Genomic DNA, 19,170 nt, shown 5'->3' on the forward strand with positions numbered 1-19,170 from the left:
ATTAATTTAATAAATAAAGGTAGGTAAAAACAAATGGGATGGCAAAAAGAAAACCATCAAAGCGATCAAATACACCGCCATGTCCCGGCAAAATACGTCCGGAATCTTTCATTCCGGCAGCACGCTTAAGTACCGATTCAACCAAATCACCAAAAGTTGCAGTTATGCTAATAATCATACTAATCACAATCCAGCGTATTGGATCAAAAATGGCCCATTGATGCGACAAAATCAGGGCCAACCCGGCTGATGCTAAAAACCCGCCTATAAACCCTTCCCACGATTTCTTTGGCGACACTCGAGGGGCAATTTTATTCTTTCCGATCAATACCCCAACAATGTAAGCAAATGTATCGAAGGTCCATGTAAACAACACAATGGATAGCACAAGCCTGTAATCATATTTGCCTGAAAGGTAGGCAATTGCAAGCAATAAAACCATTGGCAGCGCCACATGAATTACGGGTAAAAAAGTCATGGAAAGATTTTGCGCAACGCGCCGTTTCCGTCTGTAGAGTTCTGTAATAAAAACGAGAAAAAATAAGGGAATAGTGAGCGATAATGCAGAGAAAGGAACAATTTTATTTACCACCAACCATCCACCTGCATATAAGAGAATTGACAGCACTATTTGCCAGGCCATTAATGGGTGTCCGTGCACTTTGCGAAGTAGGTGATGATATTCTATAAGACACAACAACATTACAACTCCATAAAAAAGCGTAAAGGTTACTTCATGCCACAAAATAGAAACTAATGTAACAAGAGCAAATAATAAACCTGTGAGCGACCGTTGGACAAAATTTTTCAAAAGTCTGCTTTTTTTATGAGGTGTTTAGATTTAATTACATTATCAGCTTCTACGTACACCTCTATCTCACCGACTGTTACATAGAAGGAGTCTTGTTTATCAATTACGACGGCCTGTATTTCATGATCTTTCAGCAAATCTTTAATGATATAAGCCTGGTATGCCTGACCAGTAGAAAAAACCCGCTGCCAGTCAGTATTTGCCATTATACCTCCTTATTTTTATCGTGCTTGTCATCGACTACATTATCTGTTGGCTCTGCAGATGACTCATACTCTTTTTTATCGCCTGCCTCAATTACATTTTTGCGTTTCCCGAAAATATCTTCCAGGTCATCGGCAAATATAACTTCTTTTTCCAAAAGCCTTTTAGCCAATATTTCATGACCTTCGCGACTGTCTCTCAATATCTTCAGAGCCCGTTGATAAGAAGACTCTATCAGTTTACGAGTTTCTTTGTCAATAATTACGGCAGTTTCTTCGCTGTATGGTTTGGTAAAGCTGTACTCATTTTGTCCTGTAGAATCAAAGAAACTAATATTGCCAACTTCGGGGCTCATACCAAAATACGTCACCATTGCATAAGCTTTTTTAGTGGCACGTTCAAGGTCATTAAGCGCTCCTGTAGAAACTTTTCCAAATACAATCTCCTCTGCAGCTCTACCGCCCATTAAGGCTGCCATTTCATCCAACATTTGTTCTTTAGTTGTAATCTGTCGCTCTTCTGGTAAATACCATGCGGCACCAAGCGCCTGCCCACGTGGCACAATAGTAACTTTTACCAGCGGATTGGCATGCTCAAGCAGCCAACTCACTGTGGCATGACCGGCTTCATGATAAGCTATGGTTTTTTTCTCAGATTTGGATATTATCTTATTTCGTTTCTCCAGGCCACCAATAATGCGGTCAATAGCATCAAGGAAGTCCTGTTTTTCGACTTTCTTTTTTTCATTTCGTGCAGCAATCAGGGCAGCTTCATTTACAGCATTAGCAATATCGGCGCCACTAAAACCGGGGGTTTGTTTGGCCAGAAAATCTGGTTTTAATTCCGGGTCTACCTTTTTTAGTGGTTTTAAATGGACTTTAAAAATCTCTCTACGTTCATTCAGGTCTGGCAATTCTACATGTATCTGTCGATCGAACCGTCCGGCGCGCAACAGAGCTTTATCCAGTACATCTACCCTGTTGGTGGCAGCCAGAATAATTACACCGGAGTTTACTTCAAATCCGTCCATCTCGCTCAGCAGTTGATTCAGGGTGTTTTCGCGTTCGTCATTGGCACCCATATTTGGATTCTTTCCCCGGGCACGACCAATGGCATCAATTTCATCTATAAAAATTATACAAGGTGATTTTTCTTTGGCCTGTTTAAAAAGGTCCCGAACCCTTGAAGCACCAACCCCAACAAACATTTCAACAAAGTCGGAGCCGGAAATAGAGAAAAACGGCACATCTGCCTCCCCGGCAACCGCACGTGCTAGCAAAGTTTTCCCGGTTCCGGGAGGTCCAATAAGCAGGGCACCTTTAGGAATTTTCCCGCCTAAATCGGTATAACGTTCGGGTGTCTTCAGAAAATCCACAATTTCTTTTACTTCAATTTTGGCTTCACTGAGTCCTGCTACATTTGAAAAGTCGACCTTTACTTTTGTTCCTTCGCGGTCAAAAAGCTTGGCTTTTGATTTACCAATATTGAAAATTTGTCCGCCGCCGCCGCCACCGCCGGTCATGCGTTTCATGATAAAAATCCAGATGGCTACTATAATAATAATGGGTAAAAACCAGCTTATTAGGTTGCCTATATGATCCTCACGTGTTTCATATTGCACGCTTATGCGCTCTTCTTGCGTAAAATCCTTTTGCATCTCATCCATCTGTTTCTCAAAATATTCTACCGAACCTATGGTAAAATAATATTGAGGGCTGGATGAAAATCCACCTTCGCTAAATTCTTTGTAGCGGCCGCTACCCAACTCACTGGGTTTGATGTAAACTTCAACTTTTTGTTTATTTACAACTACGAGACGCTCTACATGGTGTTTCTCCAACATGTTATTTTTAAAGTCTTTCCATGTAATTTCGCGCGCCCCATTTCCCATGCTGCTAAAAAACTGCATGCCAATGAATAGCAACAAAATAGCACCATAAATCCAGTATACATTAAATTTAGGTTTATTTGGTGTTTTGTCGGAATTATCTTTTTGTTGCCTTTGCTGGTTGTTCTCTTTCTCCATATCTGTTTTTATTCTTTTAAATCGCTTATCCTCGTTAATTCTCCGTCACCCCACAGTTCTTCCAATTTATATGTGTTCCTAACGTCTTTTTTAAATACATGTACAACAATATTAGAGTAATCGAGCAATATCCATTCGGCCTGTGCAACTCCTTCTTTGTGCATTACATGCTCATGGTATTGCTTGCGCAGATTTTTCTCAATATTATCAGCAATGGCATCAACCTGCCGGCTGGAATTTGCGTGACATATAATAAAGTAATCTGTTACTGCCTGCTCTAAATTTAAAAGGTTAATCTTTACTATTTCTTCACCTTTCTTTTCTTTTATACCCTCAACTATACAATTAATAATGTCATTTGGTTCGTTCTGTTCTTGCATATATTTTTATTGTCCTTTACTGTTCCGTTACTTATCAAGCTATAACAATTTTGACGCCAAAAGATGAAATTAATCAAACAAGAGGCACCAAAGGTATTTATTTGTAATTGGAGTACAAAATACTGACAATTTAGCAGCCTTTAATAATTGTTTACATGTTAAAATTATCGTCTAAACTGGCTTGAATTCTTATATCTCCGCCCAACCATAATTTGTATACACCCATTTCGTTTTTTCCGGAAAGGAGGTATTATCGACTCAATAATTATGAGCCTTGTTTTATGAATACTTGCCTCCCAATATGCTACATCGGCCTCACGTGAATCATAAACTACGCTCTCGGAGGTTACCAGGTCGCGGCCCCAAATAGTATCATTGGCAAATATGCTTCCTGTCTTAATACGATCGCCATTTTCGTCATATATAAAATTTCCCTCTTTATCTTTTTCGTAAATCGGAACTTTCTGTTTTTTAATTTCTTTTAATGCACGCTTAAACCGTTTCTCCGGATAAATTATGCGGAAATACACATCCTTAAGTTTCCGTTCGGCACATGTAAAAATGCGGTAGTCCTGACCACTATACACTACAACCTTAACCCGCACTGTATCTCCTGTATATACTTGTGCATAATTCGACTGACTGCGATAATCATACTCACCGTACAGGTCTTTATCGCAAAAATCTTTATCATCGCATCGCTGGGCACTCAAAAATAAAGGCCCGGAAACTAACAACAACAATAATATAATGTAATGCTTCATTCAACTACCTTTTACCAAAAGCGCTCTGCTTCTGTCCACTAAAGACTTTATGCTGTCAAATTCTGTTTTGGTCATTATAACATCATCCGGATTATCATATAATTCAGCATAGTACGCATTCAACTTTCGGACCATTATAAATACCTCATCCTTATCCATCTCATTTTTATGCATTTCCGATAAATATGCATTAAGATTTTCGATCACATACCGCTGATCTGCCAGGCAGCTCATTAACGCTCCCACTTCATGAACATCTTTTGCATTATAAGCAAGATACAGGCTTTCTATCCAGCCTGCCACAGTAATGTAGGATAAAAGTGTAGTTCTATCCTGGTCTTCCAGAAATTTAAACACGTTCCAATATGAATCTGCCGATAAATGATATAGAGAATCCACATTGTTTAGATTATTTTTGAACCGCTGCATGAGCTCTTCCCCGTAACCTTCAGCAAATCCTAATTCTTCGGCAAGTAATTTACCGGTTTCAAAATATGAAATGGTTTGCTGATTCTGCGAAAATACTGCACTATAGGCCAGGTCTGAAGCATACATACCAAATGCCAGCGCCTTTTCTTTCATCGATAAATATTTCGAAGCATTGGAAGTATTTAACAAAAGCCCCGGATTATAGTAGCCTCCCGCATTACGATAAAACATAAAAAACTCAATCGGAGTTGGCACTCTATATACTATCTTAGCTTCGCCCAACTCTCCTGTAACTTCCTCGTTTTTTGGCACTACTAATTCGTCTTTAACACTTTTATTTTCATTTTCATTTTCTCTTTGGCAGGAGGAAAATGAAAGTAAAATAATTAATATACTAATTACAAAGCGCATATTTATTGTCTTTGGGTGTGAAATTAATAAATTTCAGTCTATTAATTAGAATTATTAAAACAAAATAAACCTTTTTTCGTAAAAACTTGTTTAATACATAATTAATGTAGTTAAATATTTAAAAATTTACATATTATATATTAAAGTTTTGTAGATTTGCTCAACCAATTACAAACAGCGCTATGAGAAAAATTTTAACTTCACTAACAATAGCCATGTTACCAATCTTTGCCTATTGTCAGGTTCCTGATTTCACCATGACATCAACCCATGGAGAAACGTCTAATCTTCATTCTGAACTCGATTCCGGGAAGATTGTAGTCCTTGACTTTTTTAGCACAACCTGCGGAACATGCCAAACTGGAGTTCCAACCGTTGAAAAAATCTGGAACTCTGTGTTAAAAACGGGTGATAACGGATGGGTATGGGCTATAGAAATCTCCTACCACAACGACACAGCGATTAATGAATTTTTCCGTGAATATGGAGGCTCATTTCCAGCATTTTCTGTTGTAAATGATGACAGTATCATCAACCCGGACTTTGGTTTCGATGTACCTTATGCTCCGCAATACTATGTAGTGTGTCCCGATTACACCTACCAAAATGTGCCATTAAATATGGTTGAAACTCAAATAGTAAAATGTAGAGAGCAGACCGGAATTGATAATAATCTTAATCAATTATCAATAAAAACACGCTCTAACAGCATTTTTATTGATAATTTACCTTTAAGAGCAGGAAGATATCAAATTCGGGTGATCAATACCATGGGTCAAATCATACATAGCGGGATGGTTGCCGCAACAAGCAAAAACTGGCAGTCGCCCCGGCTCAGGAAAGGCGTTTATATTATTCAAATAATAGGGGCAAACAACTATCAGGTTTCAGGTAAAGTAGGGCTTTAATCTGACTTGTACTTTTCCAGATGCATATTTTCACCATCCCAAAAAGCATAAGAATAATGGTTTAACCAGTCTCCGAGGTTCACGTAAGTAGCCTCTTCAACCTTATGATTAACAGGGAAGTGCCTGTGTCCAAACACATAATAATCGCAGTGTGCTTTAGCTTCTTGTGCTTTAATAAATAAAACAAGATGCTCTTTTTCAGGATCGTAATTTTCTGCAGTGAGTCCTTTGCTATAACGGCTGTGCCTGGACCACCGATGAGCAAAACCCACAGCTCCATTAGGATGAAGCCTTGCAAAAAGCCATTGAAGCACTTTATTTGTAAAAATACCCTTCAGAAGCTTATAGCCCACATCACCGGAGCCTAAACCATCCCCATGCCCTATAAAGAACTTTTTGCCATCGATTTCGTGTATAACAGGTTTTCGATACACCCTAACACCTATCTCCTTCGGTAAGTAATCAAAAACCCATACGTCGTGGTTACCGGTAAAAAAATGCACGGGCTTACCCCGGTCTGTAAACTCGGCCAGCTTACCCAGAAAACGGGTAAATCCTCTGGGGACAACATGCTTATACTCAAACCAAAAATCAAAAACATCGCCCAGGAGATAGAGTTCATCAGCGTCGTCAATAATTTCATCTAACCATTGAACAACTTTTCGCTCACGGTTAATGCTCTCCTCACGGCGAGGAAAGCCCAAATGCATATCTGAAGCAAAATAAATCTTCGACATAAACTATTACTTGGCAAAGATCTCTTCTAACTTTTCACCCAGATTGGGTCCGCGCAGATTACGCGCAACGATTTTCCCTTCAGGATCAATCAAAAAGTTAGCGGGAATACTTTTCACATTATATAATTGGGCTGCTGTAGATTGCCAAAATTTCAGGTCGCTAACATGCTTCCAGTTTTTCAACCGATCTTTGTAGATAGCCTGTACCCAATCATCACGATTTCGGTCCAAAGAAACCTGATAAATATCGAAACCTTTCCATTTATACTTCCAATAAGTTTTAACCAAATTAGGATTTTCTATCCGGCAAGGTTGACACCACGAAGCCCAAAAATCGAGCAACACATATTTCCCTCTAAGAGAGGAAAGTTTAACAGTATCACCCTGTGGGTTAGGTAGCGCAATATCTGGAGCAATGGCACCAACACTTAACCGCTGACTTGCCGTTTGACGTCCCTCTTGCTGTGATTTTACTTTACGTATAAAGTTACTAATAAAGCTGCTCATTCTCGAGTTTGTGTAGCGGTTCGAGAGCGCAGTATCAACCATCTCAAAATACTTCATATCATCAAGTGGGTCGAAAATTGCCTCATTAGAAACCCGCATGGAGAGAGCCACATATGAAGCAAGTGGGCTTTTATTCTCTTCTATGAAGCTAACCAGGTAATCCCGTTCTTTTTGAAAAACCTGCTGACTTTGCTGCTGTAATTTTGGAATAAGTTTTTCCAGCCCCGGGCTCCCTTCATTTGCTTTATAAACCATATTGAGACTATCAATAATATTATTGCTCTCAAGGTTATGCTGTGTTATATTACGCACGGCTTTACTGGTTGGAGAGCCTTCAATTCGATAACTTGACGCCAGATCGCTGGCATCGGCAGTTATTTGCACCTGCTGATCGGGCAATAATAATAGCCTTACGAAATTTTGTTGATCGAGATATAACACATAATCTGTGGGTTGATCAATCTCCACATCAAATACAAAATCGCCATTGGCGTTTAAAGCTACCGAATCTGGCTGGGCATTCTTTTCCAACAAGTTCATCAAATAGATCGTCTCATTATTGGCTCCAAAAATGGTTCCTTGTATTTCTGGTCCCTCAGACTCTTTCTTACAAGCACCGAAAAGCAGTATAGCTACTGCAAATAAAACTGTAAATCTCATATTTATTTCTTTATTGTTTGTCTAAATTCATTCCAATCAAATCATCTAACAAAATCAACAATAAATCGTTCAGCTATAAAACTGTATTGATGACAAATTAAATAAACCCAATTAATTGCGATTAAGTTATGTGAATATAAACTAATTCATTCGAAAATTATACATTTGTTCCGCAAATTCCAGGACCCTTTGAAAACATACAAAGATATAAAAGATATTGCAATAAACAGGCCAGTAGTAACCATGGGTACTTTTGATGGTTTACACATTGGTCATTTGCATGTTTTGAACCAGCTCAAGGCGCTCACTCGTAAATTTAATGGTGAAAGTGTAATACTTACTTTCTGGCCACATCCACGGAAAATACTTAATTCCGGAGACATTGGCCTGCTCAATACCATTGAAGAAAAAACAGAGCTTTTTGAACGCAACGGCATAGACCACCTTATAATTCTGGAATTCACAAAAGAAATGGCTTCTCTGACTTACGAAGCGTTCGTCAAACAAATTCTTGTAGATCAAATACAACTACAGCATTTAATTTTTGGGTACGACCACCGGTTTGGCAAAAATGGTGAGGGCACTTTTGAAAAATTGCAGCCACTTGCCAAAACCTTCAATTTCAAATTACACAAAATCGATGAAGTCAGAATTGGACATGCCGTTAGTTCAACCCGAATAAGGCATGCATTACAATACGGCCACGTTAGTGAAGCCAATAAAATGCTCGGCTATCCTTACCAACTATCGGGAAAGGTTGTAAAAGGAGCTCAACTGGGTCGTAAAATTGGTTTTCCAACGGCTAATCTTAATATTTCATGCGAATACAAACTCATTCCCGGCAACGGAGTCTATGCCTGCAAAGCATATCTGAATGGCAAACCATGGCCAGCCATGATGAATATTGGGGTAAAGCCAACAGTAAACAATAAACAAATTCGCAATATCGAAGTACACTTAATTGACTTTGAAGGAGACCTTTACGAAAAACAAGTTAAGGTGGAACTTATAGAAAAAATAAGAGAAGAAATTAAATTTCCCTCACTGAATGATCTCGTGGAACAATTGGAAAAAGACAAATCCAGGTCAATTGATATACTGACAGCTAAAAATTAACCTTCACTAAAAACAAATACTTTACTTTTGATTGAATTATAAACTGCTATTCGCAAGAAATATCTTGCAATTATATCAGGTATTTTTAATTTTGTAAGTGTTCGAGAAACATAAAAAAACATACTATGAGCGAAGGATATTCGGGCAATAAAGGCCCTAAAATAAAATCAGACTGCCATGTTACCATCAAAAAACAATCCTCCGGAGGCATCAAAATTCAACTACAAAGCAAAGTAGAAAAGCTCTATGGCGAGCAAATTAAAAAAGTGGCCACAGCCACACTTCAGAAGTTAGGCATTGAACACTGCGAGACATTAATTGAAGATTCCGGAGCCCTCGACTGGGTAATTGCTGCCCGTATAGAGGCCGCCGTGAAACAATTTCATGAAACGGCAGAGGAGTATATCCCGGAGCTTAAACCATACAACAAATACAAAACTTCAAAAGAAAGAGACCGGCTTTCAAGACTTTATCTGCCCGGCAACAATCCCAAAATGATGCTTAATGCAGGTATTCATAAACCCCACGGCATTATTCTCGACCTTGAAGATGCTGTAGCCCCTTCAAAAAAACACGAAGCGCGCTTTGTAGTTCGAAATGCATTGCGCAGCGTTAATTTCTATGGAGCAGAGCGTATGGTGCGCATTAATCAGGGCGACATGGGCATAGAAGACCTGCAATACATTATCCCGCATAATGTGCACCTGATACTGATTCCCAAGGTAGAAGACCCGGAATATATTTGCCGGCTCGACAAAGAAGTACAAAGACTCGAAGCCAGGCATCAAATTGAAGAACCGGTTTATTACATGCCCATTATTGAAAGTGCACTGGGCGTAGAAAAAGCTTACGAAATAGCCACAGCATGCCGCAATATTGCGGCACTGGCCATTGGTCTTGAAGATTACACGGCCGACATTGGGGTAAAACGCACAAGCACAGCAGAAGAATCACTATATGCACGAATGCGCCTGGTCAATGCAGCGAAAGCCGCCGGCATTCAACCCATCGACTCTGTATTTTCAGATGTAGGCGATATGGATGGCCTTTTCGAAAATGTAAGAAAATCCAAACAGTTAGGTTTCGAAGGCATGGGATGCATACACCCACGGCAGATTAAAGTAATTCATGAAGGCTTTGCCCCTGAAGCTGCTGAACTGGAAAAATCGATGAAAATAGTAGATGCTGCCATCAAAGCCGACGCACAGGGGCTGGGAGTAGTATCTCTCGGCACAAAAATGATTGACCCACCTGTGGTAAAAAGGCACAAGAAACAAATCGACCGGGCTGTCAGAATGGAAATTATCAGCAAAGACTGGCAGGAAAAATATAACCAGGAATAGATCATTTCAAATTATTGCACATACATGCCAACGCATATATAAAAGTAAACAATCATGACAGAATTTGTAAAAAACGCAGCCGGAAGACTAATTCCAACACATATAAACAATAAAGAAGTTGTTCCATTTCAAGGCGTGGGTAAATATCGCCCGCAAGGGAGAAAATATGCCCCACCCATTAAAACAGTGGCCGATTACCCGGACGATGGCGATAAACGGGTAGCTTCACTAAAAGATGCCCTCATAAAAGCCGGATTGAAAGATGGCATGACAATTTCTACCCACCATCATTTCAGAAACGGTGATATTCTGGCCAATCAGATTTTTGATATTGCAGCAGAAATGGGGATAAAAGACCTGGTTTGGTACCCTTCTGCATCTTTCCCATGCCACGAACACCTCATCCAGTACTTAGAAAGCGGTGTAATTCACCATATTGAAGGCTCTATGAACGGACCACTCGGCCGCTTTGCCAGTCAGGGTAAAATGAAAGGTCAGGGCGTGTTGCGCTCACACGGCGGCCGCTATCAGGCAGTGCAAGACGGCGATGTACATATCGATATTGCCATTATTGCAGCACCCTGCGCCGACCCGTTCGGTAATGCCAACGGCTTATACGGCGATGCAGCATGCGGACTACTGGGCTTTGCCCTGGCCGATTCTGAATATGCCGATCAGGTAGTTGTGGTAACCGATAATATAGTGCCATTCCCATGCATACCCTGGCAAATTCAGGGAAACAATGTAGATATTACCGTGGAAGTTGATAAAATCGGTATCCCCGAAAAAATTGTATCAGGCACTACAAAAGTTACCAAAAGCCCCGACAGGCTGCTTATTGCCGAAATGACCGCACAATTTTGCGACGAAGCCGGGCTCATAAAAGACGGTTTCTCATTTCAGGCCGGCGCCGGAGGCACATCCCTGAGTATTGGAATCTACTTTGGAGAAATAATGCGCAAAAAAGGCATCAAAGCACGTTTTGCCCGGGGAGGCAGTAACCAGTACCTCGTTAAAATGTTTGAAGAAGGACTGGTAGAACACATTCTCGACGGACAAACCTTCGACCTCGAAGGCGTGCGCTCAATGCGCGACAACCCAACACATGTCAACACAAGCCCGTTTACCAGTTACAATTATCATGGCAAAGGCAACTTTGCCTCCCTGATTGATATTGCAATACTGGGCGCCACAGAAGTGGACACAAAATTCAATGCCAATGTGGTAACGCACTCAGACGGCTACCTGCTTCACGGTATTGGTGGCTGGCAAAACTGCCTGTTTGGTAAAACGGTAATTTTACCCATTCCACTGTTCCGCGATCGCATACCGGTGATAGTTGATGACGTAACCACCTTATGCGGCCCCGGCGAACTGATTGATGTAATTGTTACAGAACGCGGCATTGCAGTAAACCCAAAACGCAAAGACCTGCTTGAAAAATTAAAAGACAGCGAATTGCCCATCAAAAGCATCGAAGAACTGAAGGAAGAGGCAGAAGAAATTTGCGGCAAACCCAAAAAACCCGAATTTGAAGATGAAGTTATTGCTGCCATCAAATGGGTCGATGGAACAGTAATAGATGTGGTAAAGAAAATTAAAGAATAAACTTCTGGATAAGACTGGCTGGCCAATCAGTCAGTCTTTTTTCTTTCGCTATTTATTTTGCCGGTTATGATAATGCCTTGAATCACCCCATCTCCCATAACCAACCTTATTGCCTGTCAAACCAATGCGCATTTCCAGGCAACTCACACAATCTGCTGCCTCCTCATCGGTGCAGGGTTTATTTTCATAAAGTTTATAGTTATTGCGGTACATGCCGGGAGTTACATTGGGCATAATTACATTAGCGCCGGCCTTTAGTGCTTTTTCGCGCCCCATGGGATCAATTGCCTGCAGTGCAGTTGCTGAAGCAATATTGATATCAGGCATAATTATACGCAAAAGACTAATCATATTCATTGTCATCTCAAACCGGTCTTTTTGCGGGAGCAATTGATGCCGGTATTTATACAACGGCGTTTCCTGATGCTCAATATATGGCCCCATTCCTACCATATCAATATCGAAGCGGCGCATGAAAAGTAAATCCTCCACCAAATCTTTTTTGGTTTGAAATGGCAATCCAACCATAACCCCTGTTCCGGTCTGATAGCCTATATCTTTCAAATCATACAAAGCTTGTATTCTGCGCTCGTAACTATGCTTCTCGTTTTCCGGATGAATTTTATAGTATAGCGTTTTGTTTGAACTCTCTATGCGTAAAAGGTAACGATGGGCCCCACTTTCAAACCAACGCTTAAAAGTTTCATATGACTGCTCGCCCAGCGAGATGGTAATGCCAATTTCATCATTGGTTATTTGCTTGATCTTTCGGAGCAGTTTATCAACCCTTTCAATGAAATGTTTATCGCTACGCTCGCCGGCCTGCAACACTACCGAACCATAATTTTGCTCATGTGCAAACCTGACTGCATCCAAAATATCATCATCGGTAACATCGTACCGTTCCACATGCTTATTCCCGGCCCTGATACCGCAATAATAGCAGTTTTTTGAGCACTTATTCGAAAACTCTGTTAAGCCACGAAAATACACATAGTTATCCAAATGTTTTTGTTTTACATCATTAGCATACTTGTGTAAATGCTGAGCCTCATCGGCATTAGTTCGTAAAAAATGCTTTAAAACTTTACTTTCAGGAGCCTGTGCATTATAGAGCCTGTCCAGCTGTTCGGTTATTTGGTCGATAGAAGCAGTCATTGATTTCGTAATTTAAGCCACAAAGTTATTAGGTTTTATGAAAATTCCTTAAAACACACTCAAATGGCATACCTTAAATCACAAAAACTGCTTTAAAGTATGTGTTTTATCATTTTCGCAGCAGAGGCATTTCGTTATCTTTGTTGAAATTTATTAAAAACAAACAAATAACTCCATAAAATGATCAATAAACAACTTTTAAATCCCCGCAGTATTGTAGTCGTTGGTGGTTCAGACGACATCCATAAACCCGGAGGGAAAGTATTAAAAAACCTCCTCGACGGACAGTTCAAAGGCGATATTTATGTGGTTAACCCAAAGTTAGACGAAGTTCAGGGAATTAAATCTTACCGCGATGTCAAAGATCTGCCGGAAGTTGATCTGGCCATTATGGCTATTGCAGCAAAATTTTGTCCCGATACCATAGACCTGCTGACAAAAAAGAAAAAGACACGTGCATTTATTATCCTGTCGGCAGGGTTTAGTGAAGAAAACGAAGAAGGCGCTAAACTGGAGGCCCAAATTGTAGAAAAAGTAAATGCGGTTGATGGGGCATTAATAGGCCCAAACTGTGTTGGTTTATTGAACCAGAATTACAACGGAATATTCACCACACCTATTCCCCGGCTCGATCCACAAGGAGTCGATTTCATCTCCGGCTCCGGAGCCACAGCCGTTTTCATAATGGAAGCCGGCGTACCCAAAGGCCTAAAATTCAACAGTGTTTATTCTGTAGGAAACAGTGCACAGTTAGGTGTTGAGGAAGTAATGAAGCACCTCGACGAAACTTATGAGGAAGGAAAATCTTCAAAAGTTAAGTTGCTGTACATTGAAAATATAGACAACCCCAAAATGCTGCTCAAACACGCCAGTTCATTAATCAGGAAAGGTTGTAAAATAGCAGCCATTAAATCGGGAGGCTCCGAAGCAGGAAGCCGGGCAGCCTCATCGCACACAGGGGCACTGGCCAGCAGCGACGTGGCCGTGGACGCACTGTTCCGTAAAGCAGGTATTGTACGCTGCCATGGCCGGGAAGAGTTGGCTACGGTAGCCTCAATTTTCATGCATCCCGAACTGGAAGGTAAAAACATGGCCATCATTACACATGCTGGTGGACCAGCTGTGATGCTGACCGACGCACTCTCAAACGGTGGTCTCGAAATACCACATATCGAAGGGCCTAAAGCCGACGCACTGCTCGAAAAACTTTTCCCCGGATCATCAGTATCCAACCCCGTTGACTTTCTGGCAACAGGTACTGCAGAACAGTTGGGCGATATTATCGATGCCTGCGAAAATGATTTTGACAATATCGATGGCATGGCTGTAATTTTTGGCAGCCCGGGATTATTTCCCGTTTACGATGTCTACGATTTGTTAGACGAAAAGATGAAACAATGCAAGAAGCCTATTTATCCCATACTGCCCTCCGTAGTAAACGTGGCCGATGAGATAAAATCGTTCATTGCTAAAGGACGTATTAACTTCCCGGATGAGGTAACTTTTGGCAACGCCCTCTCAAAAGTCTATCATCGTGCCAAACCTGTTCCTGAAAAACCGGCAATACCTGAAGTCAGTCATGCCAAAATAAAAGCCATCATTGACAATGCAGACAATGGATACCTTAAACCCGAAAAAGTACAGGAGTTGCTTGATGCAGCCGGAATAACCCGCGCTGGAGAATCTGTAACCGCTGACAGGGAAGCCACCGTGAAAGCCGCTGAAAAATTAGGATTTCCTGTGGTGATGAAGGTAGTTGGCCCGGTGCACAAATCAGACGTGGGCGGTGTAGTGCTTAATGTAAAAGATGCAGATACGGTAAGAAAAGAATTTGACCGGATGATGCAGATTCAGAACACCACAGCCATCCTAATGCAACCCATGCTTTCAGGCACCGAATTATTTGTGGGTGCAAAACGCGATGATAAATTCGGACATATGGTGATGGCAGGACTTGGCGGAATCTTTATTGAAGTATTAAAAGATGTAAATGCAGCCATAGCACCCATTGAACATGAGGAAGCCCTTAGCATGATACAACGACTTCGGGGATATGGAATCATAAAAGGTACCCGTGGCCAGGACCCGGTAAACGAAGATGAATTTGCCAAAATCATAACCCACATGGGCGCATTGATGGATGCAGCACCTGAAATATTCGAAATGGACTTAAACCCACTGCTGGGTAGCAAAGAAAAGGTGGTAGCTGTAGATGCCCGTGTTCGGATAGAAAAGTAAAAAATTGACAAAAAACAACAGCAAACAACAAATCCGGTTGAGATATTACATCCTGACCGGATTTTTTATAAATTGCCAAACCTGAAAACGAACTTGAATGAAAAATTGGAAAGAACACTCTAAAATAGAGCAATTTTTTATCGTATTCACCATCGTACTCATCATAGCCATTGCGCTAAACTGGAAACGCGTTTACGAAGGAATTAAAAAAGGTATAGAACCGTATAATACAGAACAAAAACAATAGACTATGTTTAAAAATGATAAACTTCACCGGGTACTGAACAAAGAGCATAAATTTGCTCGTCAGTTTGTTATTGCAGCTATACTTGTATTAGTTGTCAATGCCAATGTAATGATTTACATCATGCAAAAATTAGAAAATTTACCAAATGCTTACTGGATTCAGCTGGCTTTTGTACCGGCCTTACTAATTCTGATGAGTTTTTATTATTTCAGAATCCACAAAAAAAACCTGAAACGAATAAAAGAGGACTTTGAAGCAGAAATGCTTAAACAAGAAGAATAGGGACCTAAAAATTTATCGAAGAAAACATTTGGTATGAAGAGGAAAGATTTAATTTTCGCAATAGCACTAATTGTAATATTCTCGCCATTTTTCTGGTCAACTGCGACCTACGAATTTTATACAAATTATAACCTGGAGCATGGCATGATCATGGCTTTTATAAAGTTTGCCCTACTGGCCACACTTGGAGAAGTTATTGGATTGCGCATCAAAACGGGGCAATACTTTCAAAAGGGTTTTGGAATTATTCCCAGGGCCATTGTTTGGGGATTTATAGGTCTGACCATTAAGATGGCTTTTGTAATTTTTGCCACAGGCATGCCAAACTTTTTGGCGTACCTCGGCATGAATGAGGCTACAACCATTATGCAGGGCAACCTCTCATGGAACAAAGCACTGGTAGCATTTTGCATAAGCGCAGCTATGAACATCATTTATGCTCCCGTAATGATGACCTTTCATAAAATTACAGATACCCACATAGTGGACCATGGCGGCACGCTGAGTGGCTTTTTCAGACCTATTCAGTTTAAAGAAATTTTTGGTAAACTGGACTGGAAGGTTCAATGGAACTTTGTTTTCAAAAAAACCATTCCTCTTTTCTGGATACCGGCACATACCATAACTTTTTTGTTACCCCCTGAATTTAGGGTACTATTCGCAGCTTTGTTAGGCATCATGTTGGGCGTATTTCTGGCCGTTGCAGCCCAAATGGGCAAAAAACAATCAGTTTAATAAAATTAAACCGGTATTTGGTAATCAAAATACAAAATAAATTTGTTTACTTTAATAATAAAAATAGACACATCATGAATAAAACAGGAATTTTTTACGGACCCAAAGGCGGTAATACAGAAAATGTAGCAAAGAAAATCCACGAACACATGCCTTCTGCAGCCCTAATGAGTGTACCGGAAGCAGGGATAAATGAAATGCTGCAATACGATAACCTAATACTAGGTATAGCAACAATAGGTAAAGAAACCTGGAATCAGGAAGTCAAAAAAAGCGGCTGGGACCTTGTTATGCCGCATATAGATAAAGCTGATTTTACCGGAAAAAAAGTGGCTATTTTTGGCCTTGGCGACTCGGTTGCCTACGACCTGCATTTTGTAGATGCAATTGGTATACTTGGAAGAAAACTCAGAGACCGTGGTGCAGAGTTAGTTGGTTTTACAAACACAAAAGATTATAGTTTCAGAGAATCACAGGCAATTGAAGGCGAGTATTTTATGGGCCTTCCCATTGACGAGGAATTTGAAGAAGAAAAAACCGATGAACGTATTGACCAATGGGTCAAAGATTTAACAAAAAAAATGTCGTAAAACATTAAATAATTCTTGGAATTTTACAAAATACGAAACCAAACCCTTATATTTATCGTTATAACGTTGAAACCCCTAATTATTCCATATAGATGAGACAACTCAAGATTACCAAGCAGGTGACGAATCGCGATACTGCATCGCTGGATAAGTACCTGCATGAAATCGGCAAAGTAGAGCTCTTAACCGCAGAAGAAGAAGTAGCATTAGCCAGACGCATCAGAAAAGGAGATGCGGCGGCCCTGGATAAACTTATCAGGGCCAATCTTCGGTTTGTGGTATCTGTAAGTAAACAATACCAGAATCAGGGCCTAAGCTTACCTGATCTGATTAATGAAGGTAACCTGGGCTTAATAAAAGCAGCACAGCGCTTTGACGAAACACGAGGTTTTAAATTTATTTCTTATGCGGTGTGGTGGATTCGCCAATCCATTTTACAAGCTTTGGCAGAGCAAGCCCGTATTGTGAGGCTGCCGCTCAATAAGATTGGTTCTATCAATAAAATCAATAAAAAACTCAATCAGTTGGAGCAGGATTTTGAAAGAGAACCCTCCGCGGACGAAATTGCCAAAGCACTGGAAATTTCGCCAAACGAAGTCAAAAAATCTATGGCCAACTCGGGCCGCCACGTAAGTATGGATGCCCCTATTTCATCAGAAGAAGAAGGCACCATGTACGACGTTATGCAAAGCGATGACACGCCCAGCCCCGACAGGACATTGATTAACGACTCGCTGCGAAAAGAGATAGACCGTGCCCTAACCACACTATCACGCAGAGAAGGCGACATTCTCAGATGTTATTTTGGCCTTAACAGCCAGCCGCCCAACACACTGGAGGAAATTGGCGAAAAATTCGACCTCACACGCGAACGCGTGCGCCAGATTAAAGAAAAGGCCATTAGGAGACTGAAGCATACTTCAAGAAGTAAAAACCTTAAAATGTATCTCGGATGATAAAATAATTACAATTAAAACGAAAAAGGAGAACAGGGTTCTCCTTTTTTTTGTTTTTTTGTGAAAAAACAAACATCATGACAAAAATAGTATCACCATCAATGCTATCTGCAAACTTCCTGAATCTGGAAAAAGATATTAACATGGTAAATGATAGCGAGGCGGAATGGTTCCATCTCGACGTGATGGATGGAATGTATGTACCCAACATTACTTTCGGACTCCCAATAATAAAACAAATAAAACAAAAGGCGACCAAACCGCTCGATGTACACCTGATGATTCAGCAACCCGAACGGTACATTAGTGACTTTAAAGCGGCCGGAGCTGACATATTAACCATTCACTATGAGGCATCTACTCACCTGCACAAAAGCATACAGACTATTAAGGCAGAGGGCATGAAAGCCGGAGTAGCTATTAATCCACATACCAGTGTCACGCTCCTTGAAGACATCCTTCAAGATGTAGACATGGTGCTCATCATGAGTGTTAACCCCGGCTTTGGCGGCCAAAAATTCATTAAACAGACCATACACAAAATTAAACGTTTGCGCATAGAAATAGAAAGCAGTGGAGCACAAACCATGATACAGGTAGATGGCGGTGTAGACAACACCAACGCAGCCAGACTGTATGATGCCGGTGCCGACTGCCTTGTGGCTGGAAGTTACGTATTCAAAGCCAATGATCCCAAAGAAGCCATTTCTCTGTTAAAGAAAGCCTGAAAGACATTTTCAGACATACAACCCCTTCGGGATTTATCCCTGATTAACGGGCTATAAATTTTTCGAACCTCTAAAAAAACACATCGGCTGGGTTTGATCCGCAAAACCTCATCATAAATTGACGTAATGCTAAAACGCCTGCTAATTGCTCTAGCCGGGATCTTTTCCGGTATAAAAAATCATGAATTCCCTGGTTTGTTGTAATCCAACCCTTTATCCGGCGGAAACCACCTGATGCCGGAGGCATCACATATCTATAGAACAGCAAACGTCCCCCTATAACGATTCCAGAGGAATCGCATATAAAACATCTTCTAAAACATTGTTTATTG

Annotated in this window: 21 protein-coding genes; 11 read left to right on the forward strand and 10 right to left on the reverse strand. The window is 40.7% G+C overall.

The genetic code is table 11. The annotated features are described in order from the left end of the window. Nucleotide 1: 1 nt before the first annotated feature. The 6 genes from ACTB0Y_RS00220 to ACTB0Y_RS00245 form a co-directional block, all read right to left on the reverse strand. A complete protein-coding gene (locus ACTB0Y_RS00220) occupies nucleotides 2-811 on the reverse strand; it encodes a phosphatidate cytidylyltransferase (RefSeq protein ID WP_463204765.1) in 810 nt (269 codons plus the stop codon). Further along, nucleotides 808-1,017, reverse strand: coding sequence for a putative signal transducing protein (locus ACTB0Y_RS00225; protein ID WP_463204766.1), 210 nt, complete (start codon nucleotides 1,015-1,017; stop codon nucleotides 808-810). Before ACTB0Y_RS00225 ends, ACTB0Y_RS00220 begins: the two co-directional genes overlap by 4 nt. Next, nucleotides 1,017-3,041 (reverse strand): ATP-dependent zinc metalloprotease FtsH, encoded by a 2,025-nt coding sequence (gene ftsH, locus ACTB0Y_RS00230; protein WP_463204767.1) that lies wholly within the window; start codon nucleotides 3,039-3,041, stop codon nucleotides 1,017-1,019. The genes ACTB0Y_RS00225 and ftsH overlap by 1 nt, the downstream gene beginning before the upstream one ends. A gap of 8 nt (nucleotides 3,042-3,049) precedes the next feature. Continuing rightward, nucleotides 3,050-3,421: a ribosome silencing factor gene (gene rsfS, locus ACTB0Y_RS00235; protein ID WP_463204768.1), complete on the reverse strand. Its 372-nt coding sequence runs from the start codon at nucleotides 3,419-3,421 to the stop codon at nucleotides 3,050-3,052. Nucleotides 3,422-3,585: 164 nt separating this feature from the next. Further along, nucleotides 3,586-4,185, reverse strand: a complete 600-nt coding sequence (locus ACTB0Y_RS00240) for a hypothetical protein (RefSeq protein ID WP_463204769.1) — start codon at nucleotides 4,183-4,185, stop codon at nucleotides 3,586-3,588. Beyond that, complete coding sequence (locus ACTB0Y_RS00245) at nucleotides 4,186-5,025, reverse strand: hypothetical protein (protein WP_463204770.1); 840 nt, start codon at nucleotides 5,023-5,025, stop codon at nucleotides 4,186-4,188. A 182-nt stretch (nucleotides 5,026-5,207) separates the two neighbouring features. Here ACTB0Y_RS00245 and ACTB0Y_RS00250 point away from each other — a divergent pair, with 182 nt between their 5' ends. Further along, complete coding sequence (locus ACTB0Y_RS00250; protein WP_463204771.1) at nucleotides 5,208-5,933, forward strand: TlpA disulfide reductase family protein; 726 nt, start codon at nucleotides 5,208-5,210, stop codon at nucleotides 5,931-5,933. Here the strand turns inward: ACTB0Y_RS00250 and ACTB0Y_RS00255 are convergent. Both ACTB0Y_RS00255 and ACTB0Y_RS00260 read right to left on the reverse strand, forming a co-directional pair. Then, the gene (locus tag ACTB0Y_RS00255) at nucleotides 5,930-6,670 is read right to left on the reverse strand and encodes a UDP-2,3-diacylglucosamine diphosphatase (protein WP_463204772.1); all 741 of its coding nucleotides are present in this window, start codon (nucleotides 6,668-6,670) and stop codon (nucleotides 5,930-5,932) included. The two genes, ACTB0Y_RS00250 and ACTB0Y_RS00255, sit on opposite strands and share 4 nt — an antisense overlap. A 6-nt stretch (nucleotides 6,671-6,676) precedes the next feature. Next, nucleotides 6,677-7,837 carry a redoxin domain-containing protein gene (locus ACTB0Y_RS00260; protein ID WP_463204773.1) on the reverse strand — a complete coding sequence of 387 codons (1,161 nt, stop codon included), beginning with the start codon at nucleotides 7,835-7,837 and terminating at the stop codon, nucleotides 6,677-6,679. 189 nt (nucleotides 7,838-8,026) lie between these two features. On the opposite strand from ACTB0Y_RS00260, the gene ACTB0Y_RS00265 reads away from it, so the two are divergent. The 3 genes from ACTB0Y_RS00265 to citF all read left to right on the forward strand — a co-directional run bounded on the left by ACTB0Y_RS00265 (nucleotide 8,027) and on the right by citF (nucleotide 11,904). Next, nucleotides 8,027-8,953, forward strand: a complete 927-nt coding sequence (locus ACTB0Y_RS00265) for a bifunctional riboflavin kinase/FAD synthetase (RefSeq protein ID WP_463204774.1) — start codon at nucleotides 8,027-8,029, stop codon at nucleotides 8,951-8,953. A gap of 125 nt (nucleotides 8,954-9,078) precedes the next feature. Beyond that, nucleotides 9,079-10,296, forward strand: a complete 1,218-nt coding sequence (gene citD, locus ACTB0Y_RS00270; RefSeq protein WP_463204775.1) for a citrate lyase acyl carrier protein — start codon at nucleotides 9,079-9,081, stop codon at nucleotides 10,294-10,296. A gap of 54 nt (nucleotides 10,297-10,350) precedes the next feature. Then, nucleotides 10,351-11,904, forward strand: coding sequence for a citrate lyase subunit alpha (citF, locus tag ACTB0Y_RS00275; RefSeq protein ID WP_463204776.1), 1,554 nt, complete (start codon nucleotides 10,351-10,353; stop codon nucleotides 11,902-11,904). 48 nt (nucleotides 11,905-11,952) lie between these two features. Here the strand turns inward: citF and hydE are convergent, their stop codons facing one another. Then, on the reverse strand, nucleotides 11,953-13,062 hold the full coding sequence (gene hydE, locus ACTB0Y_RS00280; RefSeq protein WP_463204777.1) for a [FeFe] hydrogenase H-cluster radical SAM maturase HydE: 1,110 nt from the start codon (nucleotides 13,060-13,062) through the stop codon (nucleotides 11,953-11,955). Nucleotides 13,063-13,242: 180 nt separating this feature from the next. On the opposite strand from hydE, the gene ACTB0Y_RS00285 reads away from it, so the two are divergent. The 7 genes from ACTB0Y_RS00285 (at nucleotide 13,243) to rpe (ending at nucleotide 18,838) form a co-directional block, all read left to right on the forward strand. After that, nucleotides 13,243-15,300, forward strand: coding sequence for an acetate--CoA ligase family protein (locus ACTB0Y_RS00285; RefSeq protein ID WP_463204778.1), 2,058 nt, complete (start codon nucleotides 13,243-13,245; stop codon nucleotides 15,298-15,300). Between the two features lie 97 nt (nucleotides 15,301-15,397). Next, nucleotides 15,398-15,547 (forward strand): hypothetical protein, encoded by a 150-nt coding sequence (locus ACTB0Y_RS00290; protein WP_463204779.1) that lies wholly within the window; start codon nucleotides 15,398-15,400, stop codon nucleotides 15,545-15,547. 3 nt (nucleotides 15,548-15,550) lie between these two features. Continuing rightward, complete coding sequence (locus ACTB0Y_RS00295) at nucleotides 15,551-15,829, forward strand: hypothetical protein (protein WP_463204780.1); 279 nt, start codon at nucleotides 15,551-15,553, stop codon at nucleotides 15,827-15,829. Nucleotides 15,830-15,862: 33 nt separating this feature from the next. Further along, a complete protein-coding gene (locus tag ACTB0Y_RS00300) occupies nucleotides 15,863-16,564 on the forward strand; it encodes an Mpv17/PMP22 family protein (RefSeq protein ID WP_463204781.1) in 702 nt (233 codons plus the stop codon). Nucleotides 16,565-16,638: 74 nt separating this feature from the next. Beyond that, on the forward strand, nucleotides 16,639-17,154 hold the full coding sequence (locus ACTB0Y_RS00305; protein ID WP_463204782.1) for a flavodoxin: 516 nt from the start codon (nucleotides 16,639-16,641) through the stop codon (nucleotides 17,152-17,154). 92 nt (nucleotides 17,155-17,246) lie between these two features. Beyond that, complete coding sequence (locus ACTB0Y_RS00310; RefSeq protein WP_463204783.1) at nucleotides 17,247-18,110, forward strand: sigma-70 family RNA polymerase sigma factor; 864 nt, start codon at nucleotides 17,247-17,249, stop codon at nucleotides 18,108-18,110. A gap of 77 nt (nucleotides 18,111-18,187) precedes the next feature. Further along, nucleotides 18,188-18,838, forward strand: a complete 651-nt coding sequence (gene rpe, locus ACTB0Y_RS00315) for a ribulose-phosphate 3-epimerase (protein ID WP_463204784.1) — start codon at nucleotides 18,188-18,190, stop codon at nucleotides 18,836-18,838. Nucleotides 18,839-18,908: 70 nt separating this feature from the next. Here rpe and ACTB0Y_RS00320 read toward each other — a convergent pair. After that, the coding region (locus ACTB0Y_RS00320) for a hypothetical protein (RefSeq protein WP_463204785.1) at nucleotides 18,909-19,170 on the reverse strand (262 nt) is incomplete at its 5' end.

The organism is Salinivirga sp. (assembly GCF_055145285.1).

Bases quoted from the DNA above. Each gene is read 5' to 3' on its own strand.
- hydE (WP_463204777.1), bottom strand. From the start codon at position 13,062: ATGACTGCTTCTATCGACCAAATAACCGAACAGCTGGACAGGCTCTAT.
- ACTB0Y_RS00245 (WP_463204770.1), bottom strand. From the start codon at position 5,025: ATGCGCTTTGTAATTAGTATATTAATTATTTTACTTTCATTTTCCTCC.
- ACTB0Y_RS00240 (WP_463204769.1), bottom strand. From the start codon at position 4,185: ATGAAGCATTACATTATATTATTGTTGTTGTTAGTTTCCGGGCCTTTA.
- ACTB0Y_RS00295 (WP_463204780.1), top strand. From the start codon at position 15,551: ATGTTTAAAAATGATAAACTTCACCGGGTACTGAACAAAGAGCATAAA.
- ACTB0Y_RS00305 (WP_463204782.1), top strand. From the start codon at position 16,639: ATGAATAAAACAGGAATTTTTTACGGACCCAAAGGCGGTAATACAGAA.
- citD (WP_463204775.1), top strand. From the start codon at position 9,079: ATGAGCGAAGGATATTCGGGCAATAAAGGCCCTAAAATAAAATCAGAC.
- rsfS (WP_463204768.1), bottom strand. From the start codon at position 3,421: ATGCAAGAACAGAACGAACCAAATGACATTATTAATTGTATAGTTGAG.
- citF (WP_463204776.1), top strand. From the start codon at position 10,351: ATGACAGAATTTGTAAAAAACGCAGCCGGAAGACTAATTCCAACACAT.
- ftsH (WP_463204767.1), bottom strand. From the start codon at position 3,041: ATGGAGAAAGAGAACAACCAGCAAAGGCAACAAAAAGATAATTCCGAC.
- ACTB0Y_RS00290 (WP_463204779.1), top strand. From the start codon at position 15,398: ATGAAAAATTGGAAAGAACACTCTAAAATAGAGCAATTTTTTATCGTA.
- ACTB0Y_RS00300 (WP_463204781.1), top strand. From the start codon at position 15,863: ATGAAGAGGAAAGATTTAATTTTCGCAATAGCACTAATTGTAATATTC.
- ACTB0Y_RS00310 (WP_463204783.1), top strand. From the start codon at position 17,247: ATGAGACAACTCAAGATTACCAAGCAGGTGACGAATCGCGATACTGCA.
- ACTB0Y_RS00260 (WP_463204773.1), bottom strand. From the start codon at position 7,837: ATGAGATTTACAGTTTTATTTGCAGTAGCTATACTGCTTTTCGGTGCT.
- ACTB0Y_RS00285 (WP_463204778.1), top strand. From the start codon at position 13,243: ATGATCAATAAACAACTTTTAAATCCCCGCAGTATTGTAGTCGTTGGT.
- ACTB0Y_RS00225 (WP_463204766.1), bottom strand. From the start codon at position 1,017: ATGGCAAATACTGACTGGCAGCGGGTTTTTTCTACTGGTCAGGCATAC.
- ACTB0Y_RS00250 (WP_463204771.1), top strand. From the start codon at position 5,208: ATGAGAAAAATTTTAACTTCACTAACAATAGCCATGTTACCAATCTTT.
- ACTB0Y_RS00255 (WP_463204772.1), bottom strand. From the start codon at position 6,670: ATGTCGAAGATTTATTTTGCTTCAGATATGCATTTGGGCTTTCCTCGC.
- rpe (WP_463204784.1), top strand. From the start codon at position 18,188: ATGACAAAAATAGTATCACCATCAATGCTATCTGCAAACTTCCTGAAT.